Origin of the sequence: Kitasatospora sp. MAP12-44, assembly GCF_029892095.1 — a bacterium.
Classification (GTDB): Bacteria; Actinomycetota; Actinomycetes; order Streptomycetales; family Streptomycetaceae; genus Kitasatospora.
In genome coordinates this window covers 4657220-4680462 of the sequence record NZ_JARZAE010000004.1, presented here as the reverse complement: position 1 = coordinate 4680462, position 23243 = coordinate 4657220, and the positions used below count along the sequence as shown (strand labels likewise).

Annotated in this window: 18 protein-coding genes and 4 tRNA genes; 11 read left to right on the top strand and 11 right to left on the bottom strand. The window is 70.3% G+C overall.

Annotated elements, in window-relative coordinates; genetic code table 11:
- Positions 1-30: 30 nt before the first annotated feature.
- Both P3T34_RS21855 and P3T34_RS21850 read right to left on the bottom strand, forming a co-directional pair.
- Positions 31-2409 carry a DEAD/DEAH box helicase gene (locus P3T34_RS21855; protein ID WP_280667728.1) on the bottom strand — a complete coding sequence of 793 codons (2379 nt, stop codon included), beginning with the start codon at positions 2407-2409 and terminating at the stop codon, positions 31-33.
- A gap of 195 nt (positions 2410-2604) precedes the next feature.
- Positions 2605-3441: a hypothetical protein gene (locus tag P3T34_RS21850; RefSeq protein WP_280667727.1), complete on the bottom strand. Its 837-nt coding sequence runs from the start codon at positions 3439-3441 to the stop codon at positions 2605-2607.
- Between the two features lie 173 nt (positions 3442-3614).
- Here P3T34_RS21850 and P3T34_RS21845 point away from each other — a divergent pair, with 173 nt between their 5' ends.
- The 5 genes from P3T34_RS21845 to P3T34_RS21825 all read left to right on the top strand — a co-directional run bounded on the left by P3T34_RS21845 (position 3615) and on the right by P3T34_RS21825 (position 5157).
- Entirely contained in the window at positions 3615-3956 is a 342-nt protein-coding gene (locus P3T34_RS21845) for a metallopeptidase family protein (RefSeq protein ID WP_280672279.1), read from the top strand.
- 122 nt (positions 3957-4078) lie between these two features.
- Positions 4079-4151: transfer RNA gene (locus P3T34_RS21840), tRNA-Glu, on the top strand.
- A 66-nt stretch (positions 4152-4217) separates the two neighbouring features.
- Positions 4218-4291: transfer RNA gene (locus tag P3T34_RS21835), tRNA-Asp, on the top strand.
- A 27-nt stretch (positions 4292-4318) separates the two neighbouring features.
- Positions 4319-4392: transfer RNA gene (locus P3T34_RS21830), tRNA-Phe, on the top strand.
- A 219-nt stretch (positions 4393-4611) separates the two neighbouring features.
- A complete protein-coding gene (locus tag P3T34_RS21825; RefSeq protein WP_035798987.1) occupies positions 4612-5157 on the top strand; it encodes a Uma2 family endonuclease in 546 nt (181 codons plus the stop codon).
- On the opposite strand, the gene P3T34_RS21820 is transcribed toward P3T34_RS21825, so the two are convergent.
- The 3 genes from P3T34_RS21820 to P3T34_RS21810 form a co-directional block, all read right to left on the bottom strand.
- Positions 5151-5438 (bottom strand): helix-turn-helix domain-containing protein, encoded by a 288-nt coding sequence (locus P3T34_RS21820; RefSeq protein WP_280667726.1) that lies wholly within the window; start codon positions 5436-5438, stop codon positions 5151-5153. The genes P3T34_RS21825 and P3T34_RS21820 overlap by 7 nt on opposite strands.
- 30 nt (positions 5439-5468) lie before the next feature.
- A complete protein-coding gene (locus P3T34_RS21815; RefSeq protein WP_280667725.1) occupies positions 5469-6602 on the bottom strand; it encodes a hypothetical protein in 1134 nt (377 codons plus the stop codon).
- 785 nt (positions 6603-7387) lie between these two features.
- On the bottom strand, positions 7388-8128 hold the full coding sequence (locus P3T34_RS21810; RefSeq protein ID WP_280667724.1) for an rRNA methyltransferase: 741 nt from the start codon (positions 8126-8128) through the stop codon (positions 7388-7390).
- Between the two features lie 178 nt (positions 8129-8306).
- On the opposite strand from P3T34_RS21810, the gene P3T34_RS21805 reads away from it, so the two are divergent.
- On the top strand, positions 8307-9212 hold the full coding sequence (locus P3T34_RS21805) for a TrmH family RNA methyltransferase (protein WP_280667723.1): 906 nt from the start codon (positions 8307-8309) through the stop codon (positions 9210-9212).
- Between the two features lie 16 nt (positions 9213-9228).
- Here P3T34_RS21805 and P3T34_RS21800 read toward each other — a convergent pair whose 3' ends face one another.
- Positions 9229-10176, bottom strand: a complete 948-nt coding sequence (locus P3T34_RS21800) for a DJ-1/PfpI family protein (RefSeq protein ID WP_280667722.1) — start codon at positions 10174-10176, stop codon at positions 9229-9231.
- 118 nt (positions 10177-10294) lie between these two features.
- Here P3T34_RS21800 and P3T34_RS21795 point away from each other — a divergent pair, with 118 nt between their 5' ends.
- Entirely contained in the window at positions 10295-10708 is a 414-nt protein-coding gene (locus tag P3T34_RS21795) for a nuclear transport factor 2 family protein (RefSeq protein WP_280667721.1), read from the top strand.
- A 1-nt stretch (position 10709) separates the two neighbouring features.
- Here P3T34_RS21795 and P3T34_RS21790 read toward each other — a convergent pair whose 3' ends face one another.
- Positions 10710-11774: a glycosyltransferase family 2 protein gene (locus tag P3T34_RS21790; protein WP_280667720.1), complete on the bottom strand. Its 1065-nt coding sequence runs from the start codon at positions 11772-11774 to the stop codon at positions 10710-10712.
- A gap of 228 nt (positions 11775-12002) precedes the next feature.
- On the opposite strand from P3T34_RS21790, the gene hrpA reads away from it, so the two are divergent.
- Positions 12003-15977 (top strand): ATP-dependent RNA helicase HrpA, encoded by a 3975-nt coding sequence (gene hrpA / locus P3T34_RS21785; protein WP_280667719.1) that lies wholly within the window; start codon positions 12003-12005, stop codon positions 15975-15977.
- A gap of 114 nt (positions 15978-16091) precedes the next feature.
- A tRNA-Asp gene (locus P3T34_RS21780) sits at positions 16092-16165 on the top strand.
- Positions 16166-16717: 552 nt separating this feature from the next.
- On the opposite strand, the gene bldC is transcribed toward P3T34_RS21780, so the two are convergent.
- A complete protein-coding gene (gene bldC / locus P3T34_RS21775) occupies positions 16718-16924 on the bottom strand; it encodes a developmental transcriptional regulator BldC (protein ID WP_030459248.1) in 207 nt (68 codons plus the stop codon).
- Between the two features lie 539 nt (positions 16925-17463).
- The gene (locus P3T34_RS21770) at positions 17464-18366 is read right to left on the bottom strand and encodes a hypothetical protein (RefSeq protein WP_280667718.1); all 903 of its coding nucleotides are present in this window, start codon (positions 18364-18366) and stop codon (positions 17464-17466) included.
- A gap of 154 nt (positions 18367-18520) precedes the next feature.
- Here P3T34_RS21770 and P3T34_RS21765 point away from each other — a divergent pair, with 154 nt between their 5' ends.
- Together P3T34_RS21765 and P3T34_RS21760 are read left to right on the top strand one after the other, a co-directional pair.
- On the top strand, positions 18521-19696 hold the full coding sequence (locus tag P3T34_RS21765; RefSeq protein ID WP_280667717.1) for a Glu/Leu/Phe/Val dehydrogenase dimerization domain-containing protein: 1176 nt from the start codon (positions 18521-18523) through the stop codon (positions 19694-19696).
- A 375-nt stretch (positions 19697-20071) separates the two neighbouring features.
- Positions 20072-20326, top strand: a complete 255-nt coding sequence (locus tag P3T34_RS21760; RefSeq protein ID WP_280667716.1) for a DUF3073 domain-containing protein — start codon at positions 20072-20074, stop codon at positions 20324-20326.
- Between the two features lie 143 nt (positions 20327-20469).
- Here P3T34_RS21760 and purM read toward each other — a convergent pair whose 3' ends face one another.
- A complete protein-coding gene (purM, locus tag P3T34_RS21755) occupies positions 20470-21546 on the bottom strand; it encodes a phosphoribosylformylglycinamidine cyclo-ligase (RefSeq protein WP_280667715.1) in 1077 nt (358 codons plus the stop codon).
- 80 nt (positions 21547-21626) lie between these two features.
- The gene (gene purF, locus P3T34_RS21750; RefSeq protein WP_280667714.1) at positions 21627-23207 is read right to left on the bottom strand and encodes an amidophosphoribosyltransferase; all 1581 of its coding nucleotides are present in this window, start codon (positions 23205-23207) and stop codon (positions 21627-21629) included.
- Positions 23208-23243: the final 36 nt, after the last annotated feature.

Below are 23243 nucleotides of genomic sequence, written 5' to 3'. Positions count from 1 at the left end.
TGGCCTGGCGAACTACTGGACTAGCGAGCGTCAGCTCTTCCAACGCGGCTTGCGGTCGCCGCCGTTGAAGCCACCCGAGCGGTTGTCGCGGTCACCGAAGGAGCGGCCGCCACCGGAGCGGTTGTCGCGGTCACCGTACGAGGAGCCACCCTGCTGCGGACGGCCGCCCGAGCGGTGGTCGTCGCGACGGGCGAACGGACGGCTGGCGCCGGCACCGGCACCGCCGGAGCGGTTGTCGCGGTCACCGAAGGAACGGCCGGCCGGACGGTCACCGAACGAACGGGCCGGACGGTCGTCGCGGTTGAAGCCGCCACCGGAGGAACGGTTGTCGCGGTCACCGAACGAGCGACCCGCCGGACGGTCACCGAAGGAACGGCCACCACGGTCGTCACGGTCACGGTTGAAGCCGCCACCCGACGAACGGTTGTCACGGTCACCGAACGAACGGGCCGGACGGTCGTCGCGGTTGAAGCCGCCACCGGAGGAACGGTTGTCGCGGTCACCGAACGAGCGACCCGCCGGACGGTCACCGAAGGAACGGCCACCACGGTCGTCACGGTCACGGTTGAAGCCGCCACCCGACGAACGGTTGTCACGGTCACCGAACGAACGCGCCGGACGGTCATCGCGGTTGAAGCCGCCACCCGAACGGTTGTCGCGGTCGCGGTTGAAGCCGCCACCGGACGAACGGTTGTCACGGTCACCGAACGAACGGGCCGGACGCTCGTCACGGTCACGGTAGGACGAACGCTCCTCGCGCGGCGCACGCTCCTCACGCGGGGCACGCTCCTCGCGCACCTCACGCGGCGCACGCTCCTCGCGCACCGGCGCAGCGGCCTCGACCACCGGCGCCTCGCCCGCGGCGTCGGCCACGGCCGGCACCTCGTCCTCGATGCCCAGCTCGGCACGCTCGCGCGCCGCACGGGCGGCCAGACGGTCGGCCTCGTCACGCAGCTCGGTCGCCCGGCGCTGCGCCTTCTCCAGCTGGCGGGTCATGTCCGCGATCTCGCGCTCGGCCGCACCGGCGATGCCGGCCGCGCTCTCCGCCTGCACCTCGATCAGCGAGCGGGCACCGGTGATCCGGGCCACCTCGGCGTCGAAGGCGTGGTCGAGGATGTGGCGGCTGGCGTCGACGCCCGCGTCCTCCATCAGGCGGAACACGCCACGGCGCTGGTGCGGCAGCACCAGGGTGACCACGGCGCCGGAGCGCCCGGCCCGGGCGGTACGACCCGAGCGGTGCAGGTAGTCCTTGTGGTCGCCGGCCGGGTCCACGTTCAGGACCAGGTCGATGTCGTCCACGTGGATGCCGCGGGCGGCCACGTCGGTGGCGACGACCACGTTGAGGTAGCCGTCCTTGAAGTCGCCGAGCACCCGGGTACGGGCGCCCTGGGTCATCCCGCCGTGCAGCGCGTCGGCCTTCACACCGGCCTCGATCAGCTGCTCGGCCACCCGGTCGGCACCCATCTGGGTGCGGACGAAGATGATCGTGCGGCCCTTGCGGGCGGCGATCGCGTTGGTGATCGGGGCCTTGTCCTTGGGCTTCACCACGAGGATGTGGTGGCTCATGGTGGTGACCGCGCCCTGCGCCGCGTCGACCTCGTGGGTGACCGGGTTCTTCAGGTAGCGCTTGACCAGGCTGTCGATCTCGTTCTCGAGGGTGGCCGAGAAGAGCAGGCTCTGGCCGCCGCTCGGCACCTTGTCGAGGATCTCGGTGACCTCGGGCAGGAAGCCCATGTCGGCCATCTGGTCGGCCTCGTCGAGGACGGTGACCATCACGTCGTCGAGCTTGGCGACGCTGCGGTTGATCAGGTCGCGCAGTCGGCCGGGGGTGGCGACCAGGACGTCGACACCGCGCTCCAGCGCGTAGATCTGGTTGGACATCGAGGTGCCACCGCAGACGACCTTGAGCTTGAGGCCGAGCACCGAGCCGAACGGCTCCAGCGCGTCGGCGACCTGCATGGCCAGCTCGCGGGTCGGCACCAGGATCAGGCCGCGCGGGTGCTTGGGCTTGGTGCGCTGGCCGTCGGCGAGGCGGGTGAGCAGCGGGAGGCCGAAGCTCAGGGTCTTGCCGGAGCCGGTACGGCCGCGGCCGAGGACGTCCTTGCCGGCCAGCGCGTCCGGGATGGTCGCGGCCTGGATCGGGAACGGCGTGGTGACGCCGCGCTTGGCGAGGGCGCGCACGATGTCGTCGTGCAGGCCCAGGTCGCCGAAGGTCATCGTGGGCTCGGCCGGCTCGGCGTCGTCCTCGAGGTCGACCGCGTCGAGCTCGGCGTCGAGGTCGCTATCGCCGAGGTCGGCGGAGTCGGTGGTGTCGATCGCGTCGGCTGCCTCAACAGCGGCCTCGGCGGGGAAATCGGCGGCGGAACCGCTCGCGGGCATGGCGAAGCGGTCGTCGTCAACGAGAGACATGCAAAACCTTCCGGAAGTGGCACGCGCCTAAGTCCGGGGGTTCGCATACAACCGCCTCAATGCGGTCAGCCACGGATCGCCGGAACGCGCCAGGGGCGCCAATGGGGATTCAGGGCGCCAGACAAATGAATCAAACGAACGATCTACCAAGATAGACGAACCATGACTCCGAAGGCAAATCCGCTGGCCAGGCCGTCAATGCCCAGCCGCGACACCACCCGTGGCAGCGGAACCGCTACTGCTCGCCGAGGGCCCCGGTGCGGCCGAGGCCGACGGCGCCGCGGAGGGGTGCCCGGAGCTCGGCGCCGGGTCGACCGGGACCCCCGGGCTGGACGACGCACCGCCGCCCGCCGCACCCCCCGTGCTCCCGCCCGCACCGCCACCGGGGCCGGGGCCGGTGCCGCCCGTCGAGCCACCGGACGCGCCGCGGACCGTCCCGGTCCCGCCGGACGGCTGCCCGCCGCCCGGCACCCCCGACGACTCCACCGGACGGGCCGGCACGGCGACCACACCGCCCGGCACGGCGGCCCCCGGGAGCGCCGAAACGCCCGGACTGGGGTCGCCGCCGGCCGCCGCGGACCCGCCCGCCACACCGGAGGCACCGGCCGTCGCACCGACCGAAGCACCCTCGCCCTTCACGCCCCCGGCGCGCTCCCCCCGCGTCCCGCCGGAACCCCGGCCCGCGCTCGTCCCAGCACTCGCACGGCCGCTCGGGTTCGCCTGGCCGACGCTGTGGCCCGCCGGCTGCTGGTCGGAGCTCGGCCCGACCTCCATGCAGCCGGCCACGCTCAGCCCGGCCAGCGCCAGCACCGCCGTACGCACCGCCGCCCGGCCCGCCGCGCGCCCCGCCACCGTGCGGAACACCGCCGCACCGGCCGGCCGCGCCCGCCGCGCCGTCCGCTCGGCGACCGCCGCGCGCACCGACCCGGCCCGTACGCCCCTCGCCGCCGGCCCCTCGGTCGCCACCGCGCCCTGCGCCGAGCTCTCGCTCGAAGTGCCGCTCGAAGTGCCGCTCGAACTCGTCGGAACCATCGCCGCCGCCTCTCCACCCGCCCCGCCCTGGCCGCCCGTCGGGCACGGCCGCTTTCGGTGCCCAACGCCTGGCGCGGCGCCGGGACACGGCCGACCGCCCACCATTTGCCGACCATCCGCACCCGCATCCCCTGGCACACCCTCACCCGGCCGCCGACAATGGGCCCGTGGACATGAGCCGGGACGATTTCGAGGCACTGGTCAGCGACGCGCTCGACCAGATCCCCCCGCAGCTGGCGGCGATGATGGACAACGTGGCGGTCTTCGTCGAGGACGAACCCGACCCCGCCACCCCCGACCTGCTCGGCCTCTACGAGGGCACCCCCCTCACCGAGCGCGGCGAGTGGTACGCCGGCGTGCTGCCCGACCGGATCATCGTCTACCGCGGCCCGACCCTGCGCAGCTGCGCGACCCGCGAACTGGTGGTCTCCGAGGTCCGCACCACCGTCATCCACGAGGTGGCCCACCACTTCGGCTTCGACGACCACGAACTGCACGAGCTCGGCTGGTCGTAGGGCCCCGCTCCCGGCCCTGCTCCCGACCGCACCGGCCTGCCCAAACCGTTTTGGCGTTCCCGCTCGGATCCCATATGCTTCTCACGTCCCCGACCGCTGGAGATCAGCCGGGCGGGCCGCAAGCCCTCATCGTCTAGTGGCCCAGGACGTCGCCCTTTCAAGGCGGTAGCACGGGTTCGAATCCCGTTGGGGGCACGGCAGTACCGTAGGACGGCAGTACGCAGTACAGGTAGTACAGTCAGGGTCGCAAGGCTCTGTCGAGGTCCTGTGGAGCAGTTGGTTAGCTCGCCACCCTGTCAAGGTGGAGGTCGCGGGTTCAAGTCCCGTCAGGATCGCTCATCCCGCAAGGGATGGTGCAGTACGGCCAGGTAGCTCAGTTGGTACGAGCGTCCGCCTGAAAAGCGGAAGGTCGCCGGTTCGACCCCGGCCCTGGCCACATAGCCTGATCAGGACGATGCCCTCGAAGCAAATCGCTTCGGGGGCATTCTTGTGCTGTTTGACGCCAACGGCACAGCGGACGGTCGGTAATCCGAATGAGCGGCCCGGAGCGATCCGAGGGACTGGGCGCCCGGCCACGGGGCCCGTACGGGCGATGCCGGACCGCGTCCCGGACTACGCTGAGGTGCTGCCCGGCACACCCCAGGAGGCACCGCGCATGAACCCGGAGCACTTTCTACTCCTTGAAGAGGCCCGCAGAAGCCTGCCCGACGGATTCAAGGTGGAGCTGTCGGGCGACACCATCGTGATGATGGTCAGCCCCTCGGGCATCCACCAGCGGAACCTTCTCCTGGTCCGCCGCCAGTTCGACGCGCACGCCCCGTCGGAGCTGCTGCCGAGCGAGAACACCGACCTCGTTTCACCGAACGTGGGCAAGAGCCGCAACCCTGACCTGACATACCTTCCAGGCGAGGCGTTGGAGACGACTGACAATCAGGTTCCCTCCGAAGTCGCCGCTGTCGCCGTCGAACTGGTCTCTCCCTCCAACCCGGAGAACGACTGGGTCGGGAAGGTGCGCGACTACCCGTTGATGGGGATCCCGCTGTACCTGCTGATCGACGCCAGGCAGAAGACCGTCACGCTCTTCAGTCGCCCCGATGGCACGAGATACCACCGCCGCGAGGACATCGAGTTCGGTGAGACGCTGCACATCCCAGAGCCGTTCGACTTCGACCTGAACACGACCGAACTGCTCCCTTACTGACCGACGGACACGTCCAGAGCTGCGGCGAGCCGCAGCAGCAGGTCGGACGTGACCAGGAGTACTCCGCCGACCTCGATGTGCTCGACCTCGTCAGCCGTGGTGCCGAGCCGCACCGCCAGCTCGTCCTCGCTCAGACCCAGCTGGGCACGTCGGTCGAAGACCAGTTGCCCGAGCGCCATGGCCAAGCGGATCTGCTCGCGCTCGGCGACGATCGCGGGGGGCTCGACGTCCCCGTGCAGCGCGCGCTTGTCCCGGGCCAACTGCCAGCGTGCGTGGTTCACCACTCCTCCTCCGCCGTGTTCCGAGTGTAATCAGCCCCGCAGCCTCCGCTCATCGAGGCGGCGCAGCAGGCCGGGCAGGCGCTGATGCTCCTCGCGAAGCGCGCTGAGGCGCTGCCGGAAGGCGGGACCGCGTCCGACGTGGTCACAGGCGTCGCGAAGGTCCACCAGGAGAGCGGTGGCGGCGTCGTAGTCGGTCGGCTTCTTCTGAGCGATGCGGTCCTGGACTTGGGCCCACACCGACTCTTCCTTGTCGGCCAAGGCCGTCAGCTTCTTCGCGAGCGTCTCGGCTTGCGTCTGCTTGGTCCGTTGCCGGCGTTCGGTAGCTCGCGCGTGTGCGGCGTCAAGCAGTTCAGCTGCGGAGCGTCGCCCCGGTGCCGTCGCCGGGGTCGCTTCCCCACGCAGACGGCGCAGCAATTCGGGGCCCAACTGCGGTTCCCTGCCGAGGGCCAGGCGCAGCAGCAGGTCGTTCTTCTCCTTCTCGGGGAGTGCGGCGATCAGCTGAGCCAGTTCCTTCTTCCCGAGTCCCCTCTCGGGTCCGGGGGCGGGCAGGCTGGCCTGGGCGGCGACTGCGAGGAGGTCGGCATCGACGCGCAGGAAGTCCGCGAGTGCTCGCTGAGGTGCCGTCAGCTGGTCAAGCCCGGCCGGAACCGGGGGCTCGATCGTTTCCTGGTACTCCTCTTCGTCGTCGTCCTGGAGCCCCCAGACACCAAGAGCGGACAACCACGCCAGGTACAGGGCACGGAGATCACCGGCCGCCAACTCTGCCCGAATCCCGGCGATGGCACCGAGCGAGTCCTCCGCCCCCTCGTCCCAGTCTCCGCTCTCGTCCTCACTACGCAGATCGAGGATCAGGTGGGTCTTGGTGGCCCATGCCTCGACGTGCTCCTCAAAGCAGTACGCCTCCACAGTGCGCAGTGCGAGCTGCTGCTTTGGCACGCGCAGAATCACTTGATGGGTACCCCAGTTGGCGAGGTACAGATGAGCGTCGTAGTACCGCTCCACCAGCTTCCTGGGATCGCCGCGGAAGTTGCCCCAGTGATAGTCGTTGGTGAAGCTGGTCGCAGTGATCCGGGCCCGGCTGGACAGCGCCCGCAGCTGCTCCTGCTCCTCGCGCGTGAGTGGGCGATCGATCGCCAGGAACTCGTAATGCTGGTACTCGCTCACCACCGTGACCCTACCGGCCCGACTGAAACCCCATGATGGAATCCGGCACACCTCGGAACGGGACAAGGAGAGACGGTGGAAGCGGAGCAGCCACGCACAGTGCGGCAAGTGCGGGACCTGATCGCCTGGATCGGCACGGGGCGAAAGCTCACCCAGACGGGCAAGGCCACCCTCGCGGACGCGCGCGCTCTGGTCGCGCTGCTGGAGACCGGAAACACGGTGGACCCGTCCATCGGCGACAGGACCTTCAAGACCAAGACCAGCCAGGAGCCGTACCACGTGAACCTGCTGGTGGAGTGGGCCAAGTCGGCCCGCCTGCTGAGGACCGTGAGCGGACGGGTGGTGCCCGTGAAGAAGAACGCGCGGGTATTGGAGGACCCCGAGCTGCTCGTGCAAGCGCTGTTCGACGCCCTGTCTCAAGCAGGCCCTCGCCGACTCCGCCCACCCCGAACACGAAGACCTCCTGCGATGGCTCGGCCTCAAGACAGCAGCCGACTTCGACCCAGCCCACTTCGACCTCCGTCAAACCGACCAGCGACTCCGCGCTCTGAGCGACCAGTGATACACCCGCCCGGTTGACGCCAGCGCTGACGCCAACCGGCATGGACGCTGGCACCCGAAAGAACACTTCCACGGACGGCACGACCGGCCAAACCAGGGCATCCCGACGCCCCGGCGTGGCCTGAAAAGCGGAAGGTCGCCGGTTCGACCCCGGCCCTGGCCACAGGAAGCCCCCGAGCGCATCGCGCTGCGGGGGCCTTTTTGTGCCACCTGACACCGGCAACTCAGTCGCGGAGCTGGTCCGCGGTCAGTAGGGCGACCGCGCGGGTGCCGATCTTGAAGGACTCCTTGGGGCGCACCCCGCCCAGCGGCACCTTGCGGCCGCGGACCGTCACCGCGAGCACCGCGTGACCGGGCAGCACCGAGGCCACCGCGGCGAGCATCTCGGGCACGCCGGCCTCGCCCTCGGCGCCCAGCCACTCGGTCTGCTCCCCGTAGGGGACGTCGGTGACCACAATGTCCGGGGCGGCGCCGGCCACTGCCGCGGCGAGCTCGCCCCGGTCGAAGGCGTCGGCCCGGTGGACGGCGGCGGGCAGCGGGCCGCCGTCGTCGGTCAAGGTGCGGGCCAGTCGGCGGGCGGCGTCGGCGGACTCCAGGTAGGAGGGCTTGGCGAACCGCTCGGCCTGCTCCTCCAGCACCTTCGCCCGCGCTTCGAGGGCGGCCGGATCGAGCAGCGACAGATTCTCCCGGGCCAGGCCGAGCGCCTCCGCCGAGAGGTCGCTCGCCAGCACGGAGGAGACCGCTCGGCGGTGCAGCAGCCCGATCACCGACAGGAGGTACCCGCTGCCGCAGCAGGGGTCCCAGACGACCGCGGGCGAGTCACCGCCGCGCAGGGCCAGGGCACGCTGGAAGATCTCCGAGGTGAGCCGGACCGGAAAGGCCGGGAAACCCGGAGCAGAGCGCAGCACGGCACCGCTGGCGAGGTCCGCGTAGTCGGCCTTGACGATGACGTGCCGGTATCCCATGGGGCAATCCTAGGTGGAGGGGGAGGTCGTCTCGAATTCCATCCGCTTCCATCCGCTTCCATCCGCTTCCGTCCGCGCAACCCGAGCGCATTTCCGAACAGCTGATCAATCGTCAACTCCTTTGCACCAAGAACACCGTGAGCGAGAGCGTGGTCCAAGCGTTGCTAGGCTCCTCCCCATGCTGGACAGGGGACACCGTGAGGGATCGCACCAGGGCCGGGGTAGGGCGCTGCTGGCGCCGGAGGTGTCCGCGGGCGGCGGCGCGGCGCGTCAAGTGTCCAGCCGGAACGCGCAGTTCCAGGCATGGCAGGCGCTGCTGACCAACCGGAACAAGCGCCAGCGGCTGGGACTGTTCCTCATCCACGGCGTGCGGCCCATCTCGCTGGCCGTCGAGTACGGCTGGCCGCTGAACCAGCTGCTCTACGCGGCCGGGCGCCGACCGTCCTCCTGGGCGGACGACCTCATCAGGAGGAGCGGCGTCCCGTCGACCGCGGTGGCCCCGGAGTTGCTCGCAGAGCTCGGCGAACGGGACTCCACCGCACCGGAGTTGATCGCCGTCGGCAAGCTGCGGCCGGATCACCTCGACCGGCTGGCGACAGGGCCCGGGTTCCTCGGCGTCGCCTTCGACCGGGCCACCAACCCCGGCAACATCGGCGCGCTGATCCGCTCCGCGGACGCGTTCGGCGGGGCGGGCGTGATCATCACCGGCCATGCGGCCGATCTCTACGACCCCAAGTCGGTCCGGGCCAGCACGGGTTCGATGTTCCGGCTGCCCGCGGTCCGCGTCGGGGCGCCCGGCGAGGTGCTGGACTGGGTGGCGGCACAGCGCGAGCGCGGGGTGCCGATCAAGGTCGTGGGCACCGACGAGCACGGTGACACCTCGATCGCCGACTGCGATCTCACCGGGCCCGTGCTCCTGGTGGTCGGCAACGAGACCGTCGGCATGAGCCGGGCGTGGCGCGAGCTCTGCGACGAGGTCGTCAGCATCCCGATCGGCGGCGCGGCCAGCTCGCTGAACGCCGCCTCCGCCGGCACCCTGCTGCTCTACGAGGCCGCCCGGCAGCGCGGATTCCCCTCCCACTGAACCGGCCGGCCCCACCTCACCGCGTGCTGCGGAACCGCGCCGCGTACGTCGAGGGCGGCACGCCGAGGTGCTTGAGGAACACCCGCCGCAGCGTCTCGTCGCTCCCCACGCCCGAGCGCCGCGCCGCACCCGTCACCGACTCCCCCGCCTCCAGCAGCCCGCGCGCCGCCTCCAGGCGCATCTGCTCGACGTAGCCCGACGGCGTCGTGTCCAGCTGCGCCCGGAACAGACGGGCCAGCTGACGCGCGCTCAGGCCGACCCGCGCGCCGAGAGCCGCCGCCGAGTGGTCGGCAGCCGGGTCGGCGGCCACCGCGTCGAGCGCGGCGCGCAGCGCGTCGTGACGCGGGCGCGGAGTCCGCGCCGGCACCGAGAACTGCGACTGCCCGCCCGACCGCTGCATGAAGACCACCAGGTCACGCGCTACCTCGCGGGCGGCCTGCGGACCGAGGTCGTCCTCGACGAGCGCCAGCGCGAGGTCGATGCCCGCGCTCACCCCGGCCGACGTCACCAGGTGGCCGTCCCGGACGTAGATCGAGTCCGGCTCGACCGTGACCCGCAGATAGCGCCGGGCCAGCGCCGCCGTGTGCCGCCAGTGCGTGGTGGCGCGGCGGCCGTCCAGCAGCCCGGTCTCGGCCAGTACGAACGCGCCGGTGCACACGGAGGCGACCCGGCTCGCCGAGGCCGCCAGCGCGACGGTCGCGCCGACCAGCCCGTCGGGCACCGGCCCGTCCGGGAGGCACGGCGAGCCGGGCACCACCACGGTGTCGGCCCGGACGGCGAAGGCGTCGGCCGCCACCGCCAGGACGGTCCCGGTCGACGCGGTGACCGCGGCCCCGCCGGGAGAGCAAAGGACGACCTCGTACGCGCCGGTGGTGCCGAACACCTCCAGCGGCGCGGCCACGTCCAGCAGGCGGACCCCGTCGTACGCGAGCACGGCGACCCGGGGCCTGAGCGCAGTGGTCATCCACCGAGCATACGGCGGTCGGGTTGTCCGGATCTGTGGGCCGGCCGTCCATCCGGACATGGCTGCGGCGGGCCCCGCCCTGCGAGGTTGAGGGGACCGTCCCACACCAAGGAGTGCCATGACCCCCAGGCCGCCCGTCCCCCCGTTCACCGCCGCCACCGCGCTGCAGAAGGTCCAGGCCGCCGAGGACGCCTGGAACACCCGCGATCCCGAACGGGTCGCCCTCGCCTACACACCGGACTGCGAGTGGCGCAACCGCGAGGTCTTCCTGCACGGCCGCCAGGAGATCACCGCGTTTCTGCGCGCCAAGTGGGCCCGGGAGCTGGACTACCGCCTGCGCAAGGAACTCTGGGCCTACACGGGGGACAGGATCTCGGTGCGCTTCGAGTACGAGTGGCACGACGCCGCCGACCAGTGGTGGCGCAGCTACGGCAACGAGCAGTGGGAGTTCGACGCGAACGGCCTGATGCGCCGGCGCTACGCGAGCATCAACGACCTCCCGATCACTGCGGCTGATCGGCGGCTGCGGTAGCTCAGGCCTGCTGGATCATCACCGGCTGACCGGCGGCCGGCCCGCCACCCAGCCGCGGGCGGCGCCGGTACAGCCGGTGCAGGCGCTGCAGCAGCACGAACGTCTCCATTCGATTCGCCAGCGTCAGACGGTACTTGAGGCGCAGCTGCTCGCTCAGCCCGCCGAGCTGCTCGGAGCCGATCGCCCGCAGCAGCCGGCTGACGTGCTCCTGGTAGGCCGCGCGGTAGGCCGGGTCGCCGTCCGGCACCGACCAGAAGAACATCGGGATCTCCTCGACCAGGCAGTTCCGGTCGTACGACCGCAGGTACTCGCCGAACCTCGGCTCGGGGCGGGCGAGCAGCCACTCCCGCACCAGCTCCATCGACCGGACCCGGTCGATCAGGCCCTTGGGGTCGGTCCTCATCTGCGTGATCGACACCGTGCCGCCCTCGCGCACACGCCAGTGGTAGATCGGCTCGGAGAGGACGTCCACGGCCTCGGCGAGGTAGTGCAGCGGCACGCTGACCGGGGCGTCCTCGTACAGGATGCCCTCGGGGTAGAGCACGCCGGCCGCGTCGAAGAAGCTGCGGCGGTAGACCTTGTTCCACGCGGTGCGGTCGGTGACCAGCGCCGGGACCTCGCTCACATGGGTCCGCAGCCGGGTCTCCTTGAACGGCTTGCTGTGCGCGGGCGACTGGTAGTACCCGGCCGCCCGGAAGCGCAGCGCGTTCCCGCAGGCGAAGTCCGACCCGCTCTCGTCCAGCGTGGAGATCATCAGCTCGTACGCGCCGGGCGGCAGGGTGTCGTCACTGTCCACGAAGGCCAGGTACTCGGTGCCCTCGGCCAGGTGGCGCCAGCCGGTGTTGCGCGCCGCCCCCAGGCCCTGGTTCTGCTGCTCGACCAGCCGGAACCGGTCGTCCTTGGCGGCATAGGCCCGCGCGATGGCCGCGCTGTCGTCGGTCGAGCCGTCGTCGACCAGCACGCACTCGAAGTCGCCGAAGGTCTGGGCGGCGATCGAGTCCAGGCACTCCTCCAGGTAGGGCACCACGTTGTAGATCGGGACGACGACGGAGAGGCGGGGTGCCATCGGCTGTACAGCCTTTCGAGCGGGGAGGAATACGACCGGCGTACGAGGAAACTACAGGGTTTCCGCCACGTCCCGACCAGAAGCTCCCCCCGCACCCGCCGCTCCCACCGGACACCCCGCCGGACACCCCCGCCGCCCGCTCCCCCCAGGTGTGACACTTGACGGGCTACGAAAGCCCGGCAAGAAACCGAGGTGCGCCAGACCGCCCCTCCTTGCGAACCTAGAGGGATGCCCGAGTTGAGTTCTCCCGTAGTCCAGCCGACCGAGGCACCCACCATCGGGGAGCTGGCCGCCCGTCTGCCCGAGTTGACGCTGCGCGACCAGCAGCGGATCGGCCGCCGACTGGACGGCGCGCGGCGGGTCCGCAAGCCCGAGGCCCAGCAGAAGATCGCCAGCGAGCTCGCGGCCGAGCTCGACCGGGCCGAGCTGCGGGTGGAGCAGCGCCGGGCCGCCGTGCCGGCCATCAGCTATCCCGCCGAGCTCCCGGTCAGCCAGAAGAAGGACGACATCCTGGCCGCCATCCGCGATCACCAGGTGGTGATCGTGGCCGGCGAGACCGGGTCCGGCAAGACCACCCAGATCCCCAAGATCTGCCTGGAGCTGGGCCGCGGGATCAAGGGCCTGATCGGCCACACCCAGCCCCGCCGGATCGCCGCCCGTACGGTGGCCGACCGGGTCGCCGAGGAGCTGCACACGCCGCTGGGCGAGGCCGTCGGCTGGAAGGTCCGGTTCACCGACCAGGTCGGCCCGGACACCCTGGTCAAGCTGATGACGGACGGCATCCTGCTCGCCGAGATCCAGACCGACCGCGAGCTGCGCCAGTACGACACCCTGATCATCGACGAGGCGCACGAGCGCAGCCTCAACATCGACTTCATCCTCGGCTACGTCAAGCAGCTGCTCCCGCGCCGGCCCGACCTCAAGGTCGTGATCACCTCCGCGACCATCGACCCCGAGCGCTTCGCCCAGCACTTCGGCGACGCACCGATCATCGAGGTCTCCGGCCGCACCTACCCGGTCGAGGTCCGCTACCGGCCCGTCCTGGACGAGGACGACGACGGCGAGGACGGCGGCGACGTCGACCGCGACCGCGACCAGATCCAGGCGATCTGCGAGGCGGCCCAGGAGCTGCAGGCCGAGGGGCCCGGCGACATCCTGGTCTTCCTCTCCGGCGAGCGCGAGATCCGCGACACGGCCGATGCGCTGGACAAGCTGAAACTCAGGTTCACCGAGATCCTGCCGCTCTACGCCCGGCTGAGCTCCGCCGAGCAGCACAAGGTCTTCCAGCGCTCGGGCAGCCGCCGGATCGTGCTTGCCACCAACGTCGCCGAGACCTCGCTGACCGTCCCGGGCATCAAGTACGTGATCGACCCGGGCACCGCGCGGATCTCCCGCTACAGCCATCGCACCAAGGTCCAGCGGCTGCCCATCGAGGCGGTCAGCCAGGCCAGCGCCAACCAGCGCAAGGGCCGCTGCGGCCGTACCTCGGACGGCATCTGCATCCGGCTCTACTCCGAGGAGGACTTCCTCTCCCGCCCGGAGTTCACCGACGCCGAGATCCTGCGCACCAACCTCGCCTCGGTCATCCTGCAGATGACGGCGGCCGGCCTCGGCGACATCGCGGCCTTCCCCTTCCTCGACCCGCCGGACTCGCGCAACATCAAGGACGGCGTCAGCCTGCTGCACGAGCTGGGCGCGCTGGACCCGAACGAGAAGGACCACCGCAAGCGGCTCACCCCGCTGGGCCGCAAGCTCGCCCAGCTGCCGGTCGACCCGCGCCTCGCCCGGATGGTGCTGGAGGCCGACAAGAACGGCTGCGTCCGGGACGTGATGGTGATCGCCGCGGCGCTCTCTATCCAGGACCCGCGCGAACGGCCCACCGAGAAGCGCCAGGTGGCCGACGAGCGGCACCGCCGCTTCAACTCCGAGACCTCCGACTTCCTCTCCTATCTGGCGATGTGGCGCTACGTCAGGGAGCAGCAGAAGGAGCTGTCCTCCTCGGCGTTCCGACGGATGTGCAAAGCTGAGTTCCTCAACTACCTGCGGATACGGGAGTGGCAGGACATCTACACCCAACTGCGCACCGTCGCCAAGCAGTTGGGCGTCACCATCGAGGAGCCGCACCCGGATGCCGAGCCGGACGCCGACCGGATCCACCAGTCGCTGCTGGCCGGCCTGCTCTCGCACCTGGGCCTCTACGACGTCGAGAAGCGCGAGTACGGCGGTGCGCGCGGTGCCCGCTTCGCGGTCTTCCCCGGTTCGGGGCTCTTCAAGAAGCCGCCGCGCTGGGTGATGTCGGCCGAGCTGGTGGAGACCTCGCGGCTGTGGGCCCGGATCAACGCCAAGATCGAGCCGGAGTGGGTCGAGCCGCTCGCCGAGCACCTCACCAAGCGCACCTACAGCGAGCCGCACTGGGAGAAGAAGGCCGGCGCCGTGCTGGCCTTCGAGCGGGTGACCCTCTACGGGATGCCGATCGTCGCCCAGCGCAAGGTCAACTTCGGCCGGATCGACGCCGAGCTCTGCCGCGAGCTGTTCATCCGCAACGCCCTGGTCGAGGGCGACTGGGAGACCCACCACGACTTCTTCGCCGCCAACCGCAAGCTGCTCCAGGAGGTGGAGGAGCTGGAGAACCGTGCCCGGCGGCGCGACATCATGGTCGACGACCAGACCCTCTTCGACTTCTACGACCAGCGGCTGCCCGAGGACATCGTCTCCACCCGGCACTTCGACTCCTGGTGGAAGAAGACCCGGCACGACCAGCCCGACCTGCTCAACTTCGAGAAGTCGATGCTGATCAACGACTCCGCCGACGGGGTCACCGAGGCCGACTACCCGGACTACTGGCAGCAGGGCAAGCTCCGCTTCCAGCTCACCTACCAGTTCGAGCCGGGTAGCGACGCGGACGGCGTGACCGTGCACATCCCGCTGCCGGTGCTCAACCAGGTCACCTCCGAGGGCTTCGACTGGCAGATCCCGGGCCTGCGCGGCGAGCTGGTGACCGCCTACATCCGCGCCCTGCCCAAGGCGGTCCGGCGCAACTTCGTGCCCGCCCCGGACTTCGCCAAGGCGGCGCTGCGCGAGGTGAAGGACCGCCAGGAGCCGCTGCTGCCCACCCTGGAGCGGATCCTGCACCGGATGTCGGGCATCGCCATCCCGGCCGACTCCTGGGACGACGAGCGGGTCCCGGACCACCTCAAGGTGACCTTCCGCGTGGTGGACGGCAAGCGCAAGCTCGCCGAGTCCAAGGACCTGGAGGAGCTGCGGCTCCAGCTCAAGCCCAAGCTCAAGGAGACGCTCTCCACGGCCGCCTCCGGCCAGGGCATCGAGCAGACCGGCCTGACCGCCTGGCCGACCTCGCTGCCCGTGCTGCAGCGCACCTTCGAGCAGCGCACCCGCGGCCACTCGCTGCGCGCCTACCCGGCGCTGGTGGACGAGGGCGCCACGGTCGCCGTCCGGCTCTTCGACACCCCCGAGGCGCAGCAGCAGGCGATGTGGCGCGGCACCCGCCGGCTGCTGACGCTGGCCGTCAACTCGCCCGCCAAGTCGATCCAGGGACGGCTGGGCAACCAGGCGAAGCTGGCACTCTCCTACAACCCGCACGGTTCGATCCCCGCGCTGTTCGAGGACGTCGTCAACTGCGCCACCGACCGGCTGATGGCCCTCAACGGCGGCCCAGCCTGGGACGAGGCGGCCTACACCAAGCTGTACGACAAGGTCCGCGCCGACCTCTACGAGCTGTCGGCCGACACCACCCTCAAGACGGCCGGCGCCCTGATCGCCTTTCACCGGGCTGCCAACCGGCTGAAGTCGGTCAGCAGCCCGGTGCTGCTGAGCGCGGTGAACGACGTCAAGCTGCACCTCACCTCGCTGGTGCATCCGGGCTTCGTCACCGACACCGGCTGGCAGCGGCTGCCGGACCTGAAGCGCTACCTGCTGGCGGTGGACCGCCGCCTGGAGGCGTTGCCCAACCACCCCCAGCGCGACCTGCAGCAGCTGCTCAAGGTCCAGGAGGTGCAACGGGCCTACGGCGAGCTGCTGGCCGGCGTCCCGGCCGGGCGGGAGCCCTCGGCCGAGGTGCGGCAGATCCGCTGGATGATCGAGGAGCTGCGGGTGAGCTTCTTCGCCCAGGGTCTCGGCACGCCGACGCCGGTCTCGGAGAAGCGGATCATGCGCGCCATGGACGCGGCGGCGGCCACGCTCTGACCTGTCGGGCCCCCGGTTCGCACCGGTTCGACCTGGGGGCCCGGCATGCAGTACGATCTGTCTTGTTGCAGCCGAGCAAGGCGGCAAACACACTGGCTCGCCAGTGAAAAGTCTGGTCCTGTGGAGCAGTTGGTTAGCTCGCCACCCTGTCAAGGTGGAGGTCGCGGGTTCAAGTCCCGTCAGGATCGCAGTGCAGGAGAGGCCCGGAACCGATCAGGTTCCGGGCCTCTCGTCGTTGCTCCACCGCCTCGGACGAACCGTCAGGCCGCATTACCGGTGGACCGGCCCGGAGCACAAGAGGGCCTCCCGTGACGGTCGTCACTTATCTTTTCTTAAGAACGGTCACAGAGGACCCCTCTCCATGCCACCACCATTTAATATGTAAAATTGCACACACTCTCCGGACATTCCCCCACCCCTGCATCACCGGATATCCCCCGCGCCACTTGCGCCACAATGGCTATCTTTCTTTCACCATTATCAAGTCAAATGTCAGCCATGAAAAGGTTGATGCTGATGACACTCATCCCATCATCCTCTCCATCAAGAAAGGCCTGACCAACGGCCGGACATGACTCCCGGGATGACTCCGGACATGACTCCGGGCATGACGAAGGGGCCGCATCCCGGACCCGGCGGAGTCCGGGGCCACGACCCCTTCGACAAAGCTCTAAAACCTGCACGGCGCGCGAGACGGCCGAGTGTTTCGATCAGCGGGCCCGGCGGCCCACTACGAAGACTCAGACCTCGGTGCGCTGAGCGGGAATCCCGGCCAGCAGAGCACGCACCTCCGCCTCCCGGTAACGGCGGTGCCCGCCGAGTGTGCGAATGGACGTGAGCTTGCCCGCCTTGGCCCAACGCGTGACCGTCTTGGGGTCTACGCGGAACATGGTGGCGACCTCTGCCGGCGTCAGCAGTGGCTCAGCGTCAGGTGTACGAGCGGTCATGAGCGGCCTCCTCGGAGAACCGAACCAGGGCGGTTCTATCCTTCAAATTCTGCACCTTGGCCCGCGATGCCCGAAATGGCACAGACGGACCGAGTCGGTAATAGGACGAACGGCTTGTCCTGGTGTCTACAACTACACCATCCGTCCAGCCCTATCGACCAAACCGCCAAAATTGGCCCCTCACGGGTTCAAGAGCGACGGATGGCGATGGACCACCCCATAACGGACAGTTACGTTTGCGTGACAACCGGTAATGGAGTGGCCAGACCTATCGATTCCCCCCAAAGGGCACACCGACCCCAGATCCACCCAAAAGTGGACAGGACTGAGGAGAGTTGGGCTGGTTGTCCCATTTTTACCCTTAACGGTTAGTTCACGTCAACGGTGAGTAGTGTCACCTTCGTTGGCTATTGACCCGAAGCAGGACCTTGGTCCCAGGGCGCGAACACCTCTCCTACAACTCCCGCCCCACCAGCACCCCCCACACCCCCTTCCCCTGCCCTGAGAGCCTGCTGACCGCCCCTCAGGGTCGAGCTGCCCTAGTTCGCCTGGCGCAGCGCCTGCACCTGCCGCCACCGCTCCGTCACAGCCTCGTAGGCACGCGCCGCCCCGCCGGCGTCCCCCGCCCGCAGCGCCTCCAGGCCGACCGCCAGCTCGGCGGCCGAGTGGTCCGCCGCCAGCCGCCGCTCCCCCATCGCGTGGACCAGCCCCCCGTAGTCCAGTTCCACCAGCGACCGTGGGTGGAACTCCTCCAGCCACCGCCCCACCTGCTCCGCCCCCAGCGCCAGCGGCGACCCCGGCAGCCGCTCGCGCAGCACCCGGTAGCCGCGGGCCACCCGCCGCCGGGCCTGCGCCATCGGCGTCAGATAGAAGAGCGTGGCCAACTGCCCCTCTTGTTCCCCGCGCGCGGGGAAGGCCGGCTCGTACCGGCGGTCCTCCGCTCCGAAGGGCAGGAACCAGCGCACCGGCACCTCCCAACGGGACGTCAGGATCCAGGGCCGGGCGTCCGGGTGCGCCGCCTGCCAGCGGGCCTGGGCCGCCAGCGCGTCCTTGCGCACCACCTGCGGCAGCACGGTGTCCAGCAGGGCCGCCGGCATCGACTCCCGCAGCTCGTCCAGCGCCTGCCAGCTGCGCAACCGCACCGACCACGGGCAGACGTACAGCACCCCGTCGACCAGCCGGACGAAGGCCTGCTCGCTCTCCCGCTCGGGCAGCGCCCGGGGGGTGCGGGCCGCGACCTCGGCGAGCGCCCCCCGCTGCGCCTCGAGCGCCGCTTGAGCGACCGGGCGGTCCGCCGAGGCCACCGCCGGTCTGCGGACCGCCGCATAGGCCTGCCAGCGGGCCCGCTCGGGCTCCGGATAGGCGCCGAGCGGCTCGTACACCCGCAGGTGGGCGGCGTACGGCGGTAACACCGAGGTACGGACAACGGTCACGTCTCGCATCGTCGCACGCAGCACCGACGCCCCGGGAGGACCCGCGCGTGATCCACCGACCGAACCGTGGACGGGGGCAGCCCGCGCCCGCCTTCCCGGACTACGCTTCGCGGTAGATGCCCGCACCACAGCAGCGGGCCTTGCAGATACTGGAGTCACCACAGTGACCGACGTACGCACCGTATCCGCGACGCACCCCGCACCAGGCGTGCTGAGCCGGATCTTCCGTACTGAGCAGGACGGCGCCCCCGGCGACGGGCACGAGCAGGTCGTGCTCTGCCACGACCGGTCCTCGGGCCTCAAGGCGATCATCGCCATTCACTCCACCGCGCTGGGCCCCGCCCTCGGCGGCACCCGCTTCCACCAGTACGCCTCCGAGGAGGAGGCCCTGGAGGACGCCCTGCGCCTCTCCCGCGGCATGAGCTACAAGAACGCCCTCGCCGGGCTCGACCTCGGCGGCGGCAAGGCCGTGATCATCGGCGACCCGACGGCCAAGGCCGAGGGCGGCGACAAGTCCGAGGCCCTGCTGCGCGCCTACGGCCGCTTCGTGCAGTCCCTGGCGGGCCGCTACATCACCGCCTGCGACGTGGGCACCTACGTCCAGGACATGGACATCGTGGCCCGCGAGTGCGACTACGTCACCGGCCGCTCCCCCGAGAACGGCGGCGCCGGCGACTCCTCGGTGCTGACCGCCTTCGGCGTCTTCCAGGGCATGCGGGCCTCGGCCCAGGCCCGCTGGGGCGCGCCGACGCTGCGCGGCAAGCGGGTCGGTGTCGCAGGCGTCGGCAAGGTCGGCCACTACCTGGTCGGCCACCTGGTGGCGGACGGCGCGACCGTCGTCATCACCGACGTCTCGGAGACCGCGCTGAACCGGGTCCGGGCCGCCCACCCGGACGTCGAGGTGGTCGCCGACTCCAAGGCCCTGCTCGCGGCCTCCCTGGACGTCTACGCCCCCTGCGCCCTGGGCGGCGCGCTGGACGACGAGACGGTGGGCGCGCTGACCGCCGCCGGCACCTCGGTGGTCTGCGGCGCGGCCAACAACCAGCTGGCCCACCCGGGCGTCGAGAAGGACCTCGCCGACCGCGGCATCCTCTACGCGCCCGACTACCTGGTGAACTCCGGCGGGGTGATCCAGGTGGCCGACGAGATCGACGGCTTCAACTTCGAGCGCGCCAAGAACAAGGCCACCAAGATCTTCGACACCACCCTGGAGATCTTCACCCGGGCCGCCTCCGACGGGGTCCCGCCGGCCGTGGCCGCCGACCGCCTCGCCGAGCGCCGGATGCGCGAGATCAGCACGCTGCGCTCGATCCTGCTGCCGGGCGCCCGCCGGGCCTGATCGGCCCCGGGAGGGTCCGCGAGCCGACCCGCCGCCGGGCCGGACCGCATCACAATGTGGAACCGGATTCTCGGTCTGTCCCCCGATCGGGCGATCACAGCGCCCCGGTCGGGGGATAATCGGTCGGAGAACGACGGTCCCGGACACCTTCCGGACACCCTGTGAATGCCCGGAAACCCCCGCGTGACCTGGAGATACTCCGTTCCGCGGACTGGCAGTGCGCGCCACGTCACACCGGCGACGTACCGTCCGACGGCGGAAACAGGTACCGTTAATGCTCCAAGGGACGGCTATCCCACTTCGGGCAAGCCGCTCCTGATCATGAACACGTGTCAGACTCGGGGCCGTGAGCCCCACCGTTGAGGGGGTCGACCCATGGGGCGCGGCCGGGCCAAGGCCAAGCAGACGAAGGTTGCCCGCGAGCTGAAGTACAACAGCGGCGGCTTCGACGCTAACCGTCTGTCCAGCGAGCTGGGCGTTTCACCCGTTCCTTCGATCAACCCTGAGCCGGTTGAGGACGAAGAGGACGAGGACGATCCCTACGCGGCGTACGCGGATTACTACGCCGACGAGGACGAAGACGACGAGGAGGCGGGCGCAGGTCAACACCAAGCCCGCCGCCGCGCGTAGCGGTATGCCCTGACCGGTCCGGTTGCCCCTGTGGTGCCGGGCCGGTCTTCGGCGTACCCGCGCGCGGCTCGACCGGACCTCGGCCGGAAACGGCGGTGGGGGCTCCCGCAGGAGCCCCCACCGCCGTACCGTCGTCTCCGCGATCAGCCGGCGTAGTCGCCGTAGAGCGCCGCGCCACCCTCGTAGGCGCCGTCCTGGTGCGAGACGATGTCGCCCAGCAGCCAGGACTCGACGCCGCGGTCCTCCAGGATCGCCAGCACCACGTCCACCGACTCCGGCGGGACGACGGCGACCATGCCGATGCCCATGTTGAGGGTCTTCTCGATCTCCAGGGTCTGCATCGCGCCGACCTCGGCCACGGTCTGGAAGACCGGCAGCGGGGTCCAGGTGCCGCGGTCCAGGCGGGCGTGCAGGCCCTGCGGGATGACCCGCGCCAGGTTGGCGGCCAGGCCACCGCCGGTGACATGCGAGAACGCGTGGATCTCGGTGGCCCGGGTGAGCGCCAGGCAGTCCAGCGAGTAGATCCGGGTCGGCTCCAGCAGCTCCTCGCCCAGCGTGCGGCCGAACTCGGCCACCTCGCGGTCGAGCTTCCAGCCGGCCTGGTTCAGCAGCACGTGGCGCACCAGCGAGTAGCCGTTGGAGTGCAGGCCGGAGGCGGCCATCGCGATCACCACGTCGCCCGCGCGGACCCGGTCGGCGCCGAGCAGCGCGTCGGCCTCGACCACGCCGGTGCCGGCGCCCGCGACGTCGTACTCGTCGGGGCCCAGCAGGCCCGGGTGCTCGGCGGTCTCGCCGCCGACCAGCGCGCAGCCGGCCAGCACGCAGCCCTCGGCGATGCCCTTGACGATCTGGGCGACCCGCTCGGGGTGGACCTTGCCGACGCAGATGTAGTCGGTCATGAAGAGCGGCTCGGCGCCGCAGACCACCAGGTCGTCGACGACCATGCCGACCAGGTCGTGGCCGATGGTGTCGTGCTTGTCCATGGCGGCGGCCAGCGCGACCTTGGTGCCCACCCCGTCGGTCGCCGAGGCCAGCAGCGGCCGCTCGTAGCGCTTGAGGGCGGAGATGTCGAAGAGGCCGGCGAAGCCGCCGAGGCCACCGACCACCTCGGGGCGGTTGGTCTTCTTCACCCACTGCTTCATGAGTTCGACGGCGCGGTCACCCGCCTCGATGTCGACGCCCGCGGCGGCATAGGTGGCACCGGAATCGTTGCTGGTCACGGCTTTCAGGCCCTCTCGGGTCTAGGGGGTGTCCGCCGCGGGCCCCATGGGGCCCGCGGCGGGAGGAACTACGGGACGGACTACGGCCGGCGCAGCGCGTCGGACGCGCCGTGGCCGCCGAGCAGCGACTGCACCCCGTCGAGGTCCGAGCCGGTCGGCTTGCCGCGGACGGCGGGCTTCTGCTGGCTGCCCGCGATCTCGGCCTCCAGCAGGAGCTTGCCCAGCAGCGCCGGGTCCGGCAGCTCCATCGGGTAGACCCCGTCGAAGCAGGCCCGGCACAGGTTGTCCTTGGGCTGCGTGGTGGCCTCGATCATGCCCTCGAGCGAGATGTAGGCCAGCGAGTCGGCGCCCAGGGTGCGGCCGATCTCCTCGACCGACATCCCGTTGGCGATCAGCTCGGCGCGGGTGGCGAAGTCGATGCCGAAGAAGCACGGCCACTTCACCGGCGGCGAGGAGATCCGGATGTGCACCTCGGCGGCGCCCGCCTCGCGGAGCATCCGGACCAGCGCGCGCTGGGTGTTGCCGCGGACGATCGAGTCGTCCACGACCACCAGGCGCTTGCCCGCGATGACTTCCTTGAGCGGGTTGAGCTTGAGCCGGATGCCGAGCTGGCGGATCGTCTGGCTGGGCTGGATGAAGGTCCGCCCGACGTAGGCGTTCTTCACCAGACCCGAGCCGTACGGGATGCCGCTGGCCTCGGCGTAGCCGATCGCGGCGGGGGTCCCGGACTCGGGCGTGGCTATCACCATGTCCGCCTCGACCGGGGCCTCGGCGGCCAGCCGGCGGCCCATCTCGACGCGCGACAGGTGCACGTTGCGGCCGGCGATGGTGGTGTCCGGGCGGGCCAGGTAGACGTATTCGAAGACGCAGCCCTTGGGCGCGGCCTCGGCGAAGCGGGAGGTCCGCATGCCGTTCTCGTCGATGGCGATCAGCTCGCCCGGCTCCACCTCGCGGATGAAGCTGGCGCCGCAGATGTCCAGGGCCGCCGTCTCGGAGGCGACCACCCAGCCGCGCTCCAGCCGGCCGAGGACCAGCGGGCGGATGCCCTGCGGGTCACGGGCCGCGTAGAGGGTGTGCTCGTCCATGAAGACGAGTGAGAAGGCGCCCTTGACCTTCGGCAGGATCTGCCGGGCGGTCTCCTCGATGGAGAGATCGGGATAGCCGGCGAGCAGCGCGGTCACCAGATCGGTGTCATTGGTCGCCGCGGTCCGACCGGAGCGCGAGACATGCTCGGCACCGGGGAGTTCGGCGACCATTTCCGCGAGTTCGGCGGTGTTGACCAGGTTTCCGTTGTGGCCAAGGGCCAGCGAACCGTGAGCGGTCGCCCGGAAGGTCGGCTGGGCGTTCTCCCAGACCGAGGAACCGGTGGTCGAGTAGCGGGCATGTCCGACGGCGATATGCCCGTGCAAGGACCCCAGAGCCGCTTCGTCGAAGACCTGGGAGACAAGTCCCATGTCCTTGAAGACGAGAATCTGGGACCCATTGCTCACTGCGATTCCCGCGGATTCCTGTCCGCGGTGCTGCAGGGCATAGAGGCCGAAGTACGAGAGCTTGGCGACCTCCTCGCCGGGAGCCCAGACACCGAAGACGCCGCAAGCGTCCTGGGGGCCTTTCTCACCGGGAAGAAGGTCGTGGTTGAGTCTTCCGTCACCACGAGGCACATCTTCGAGTCTAGGGCAGTTGGCACAGGCTTCCCG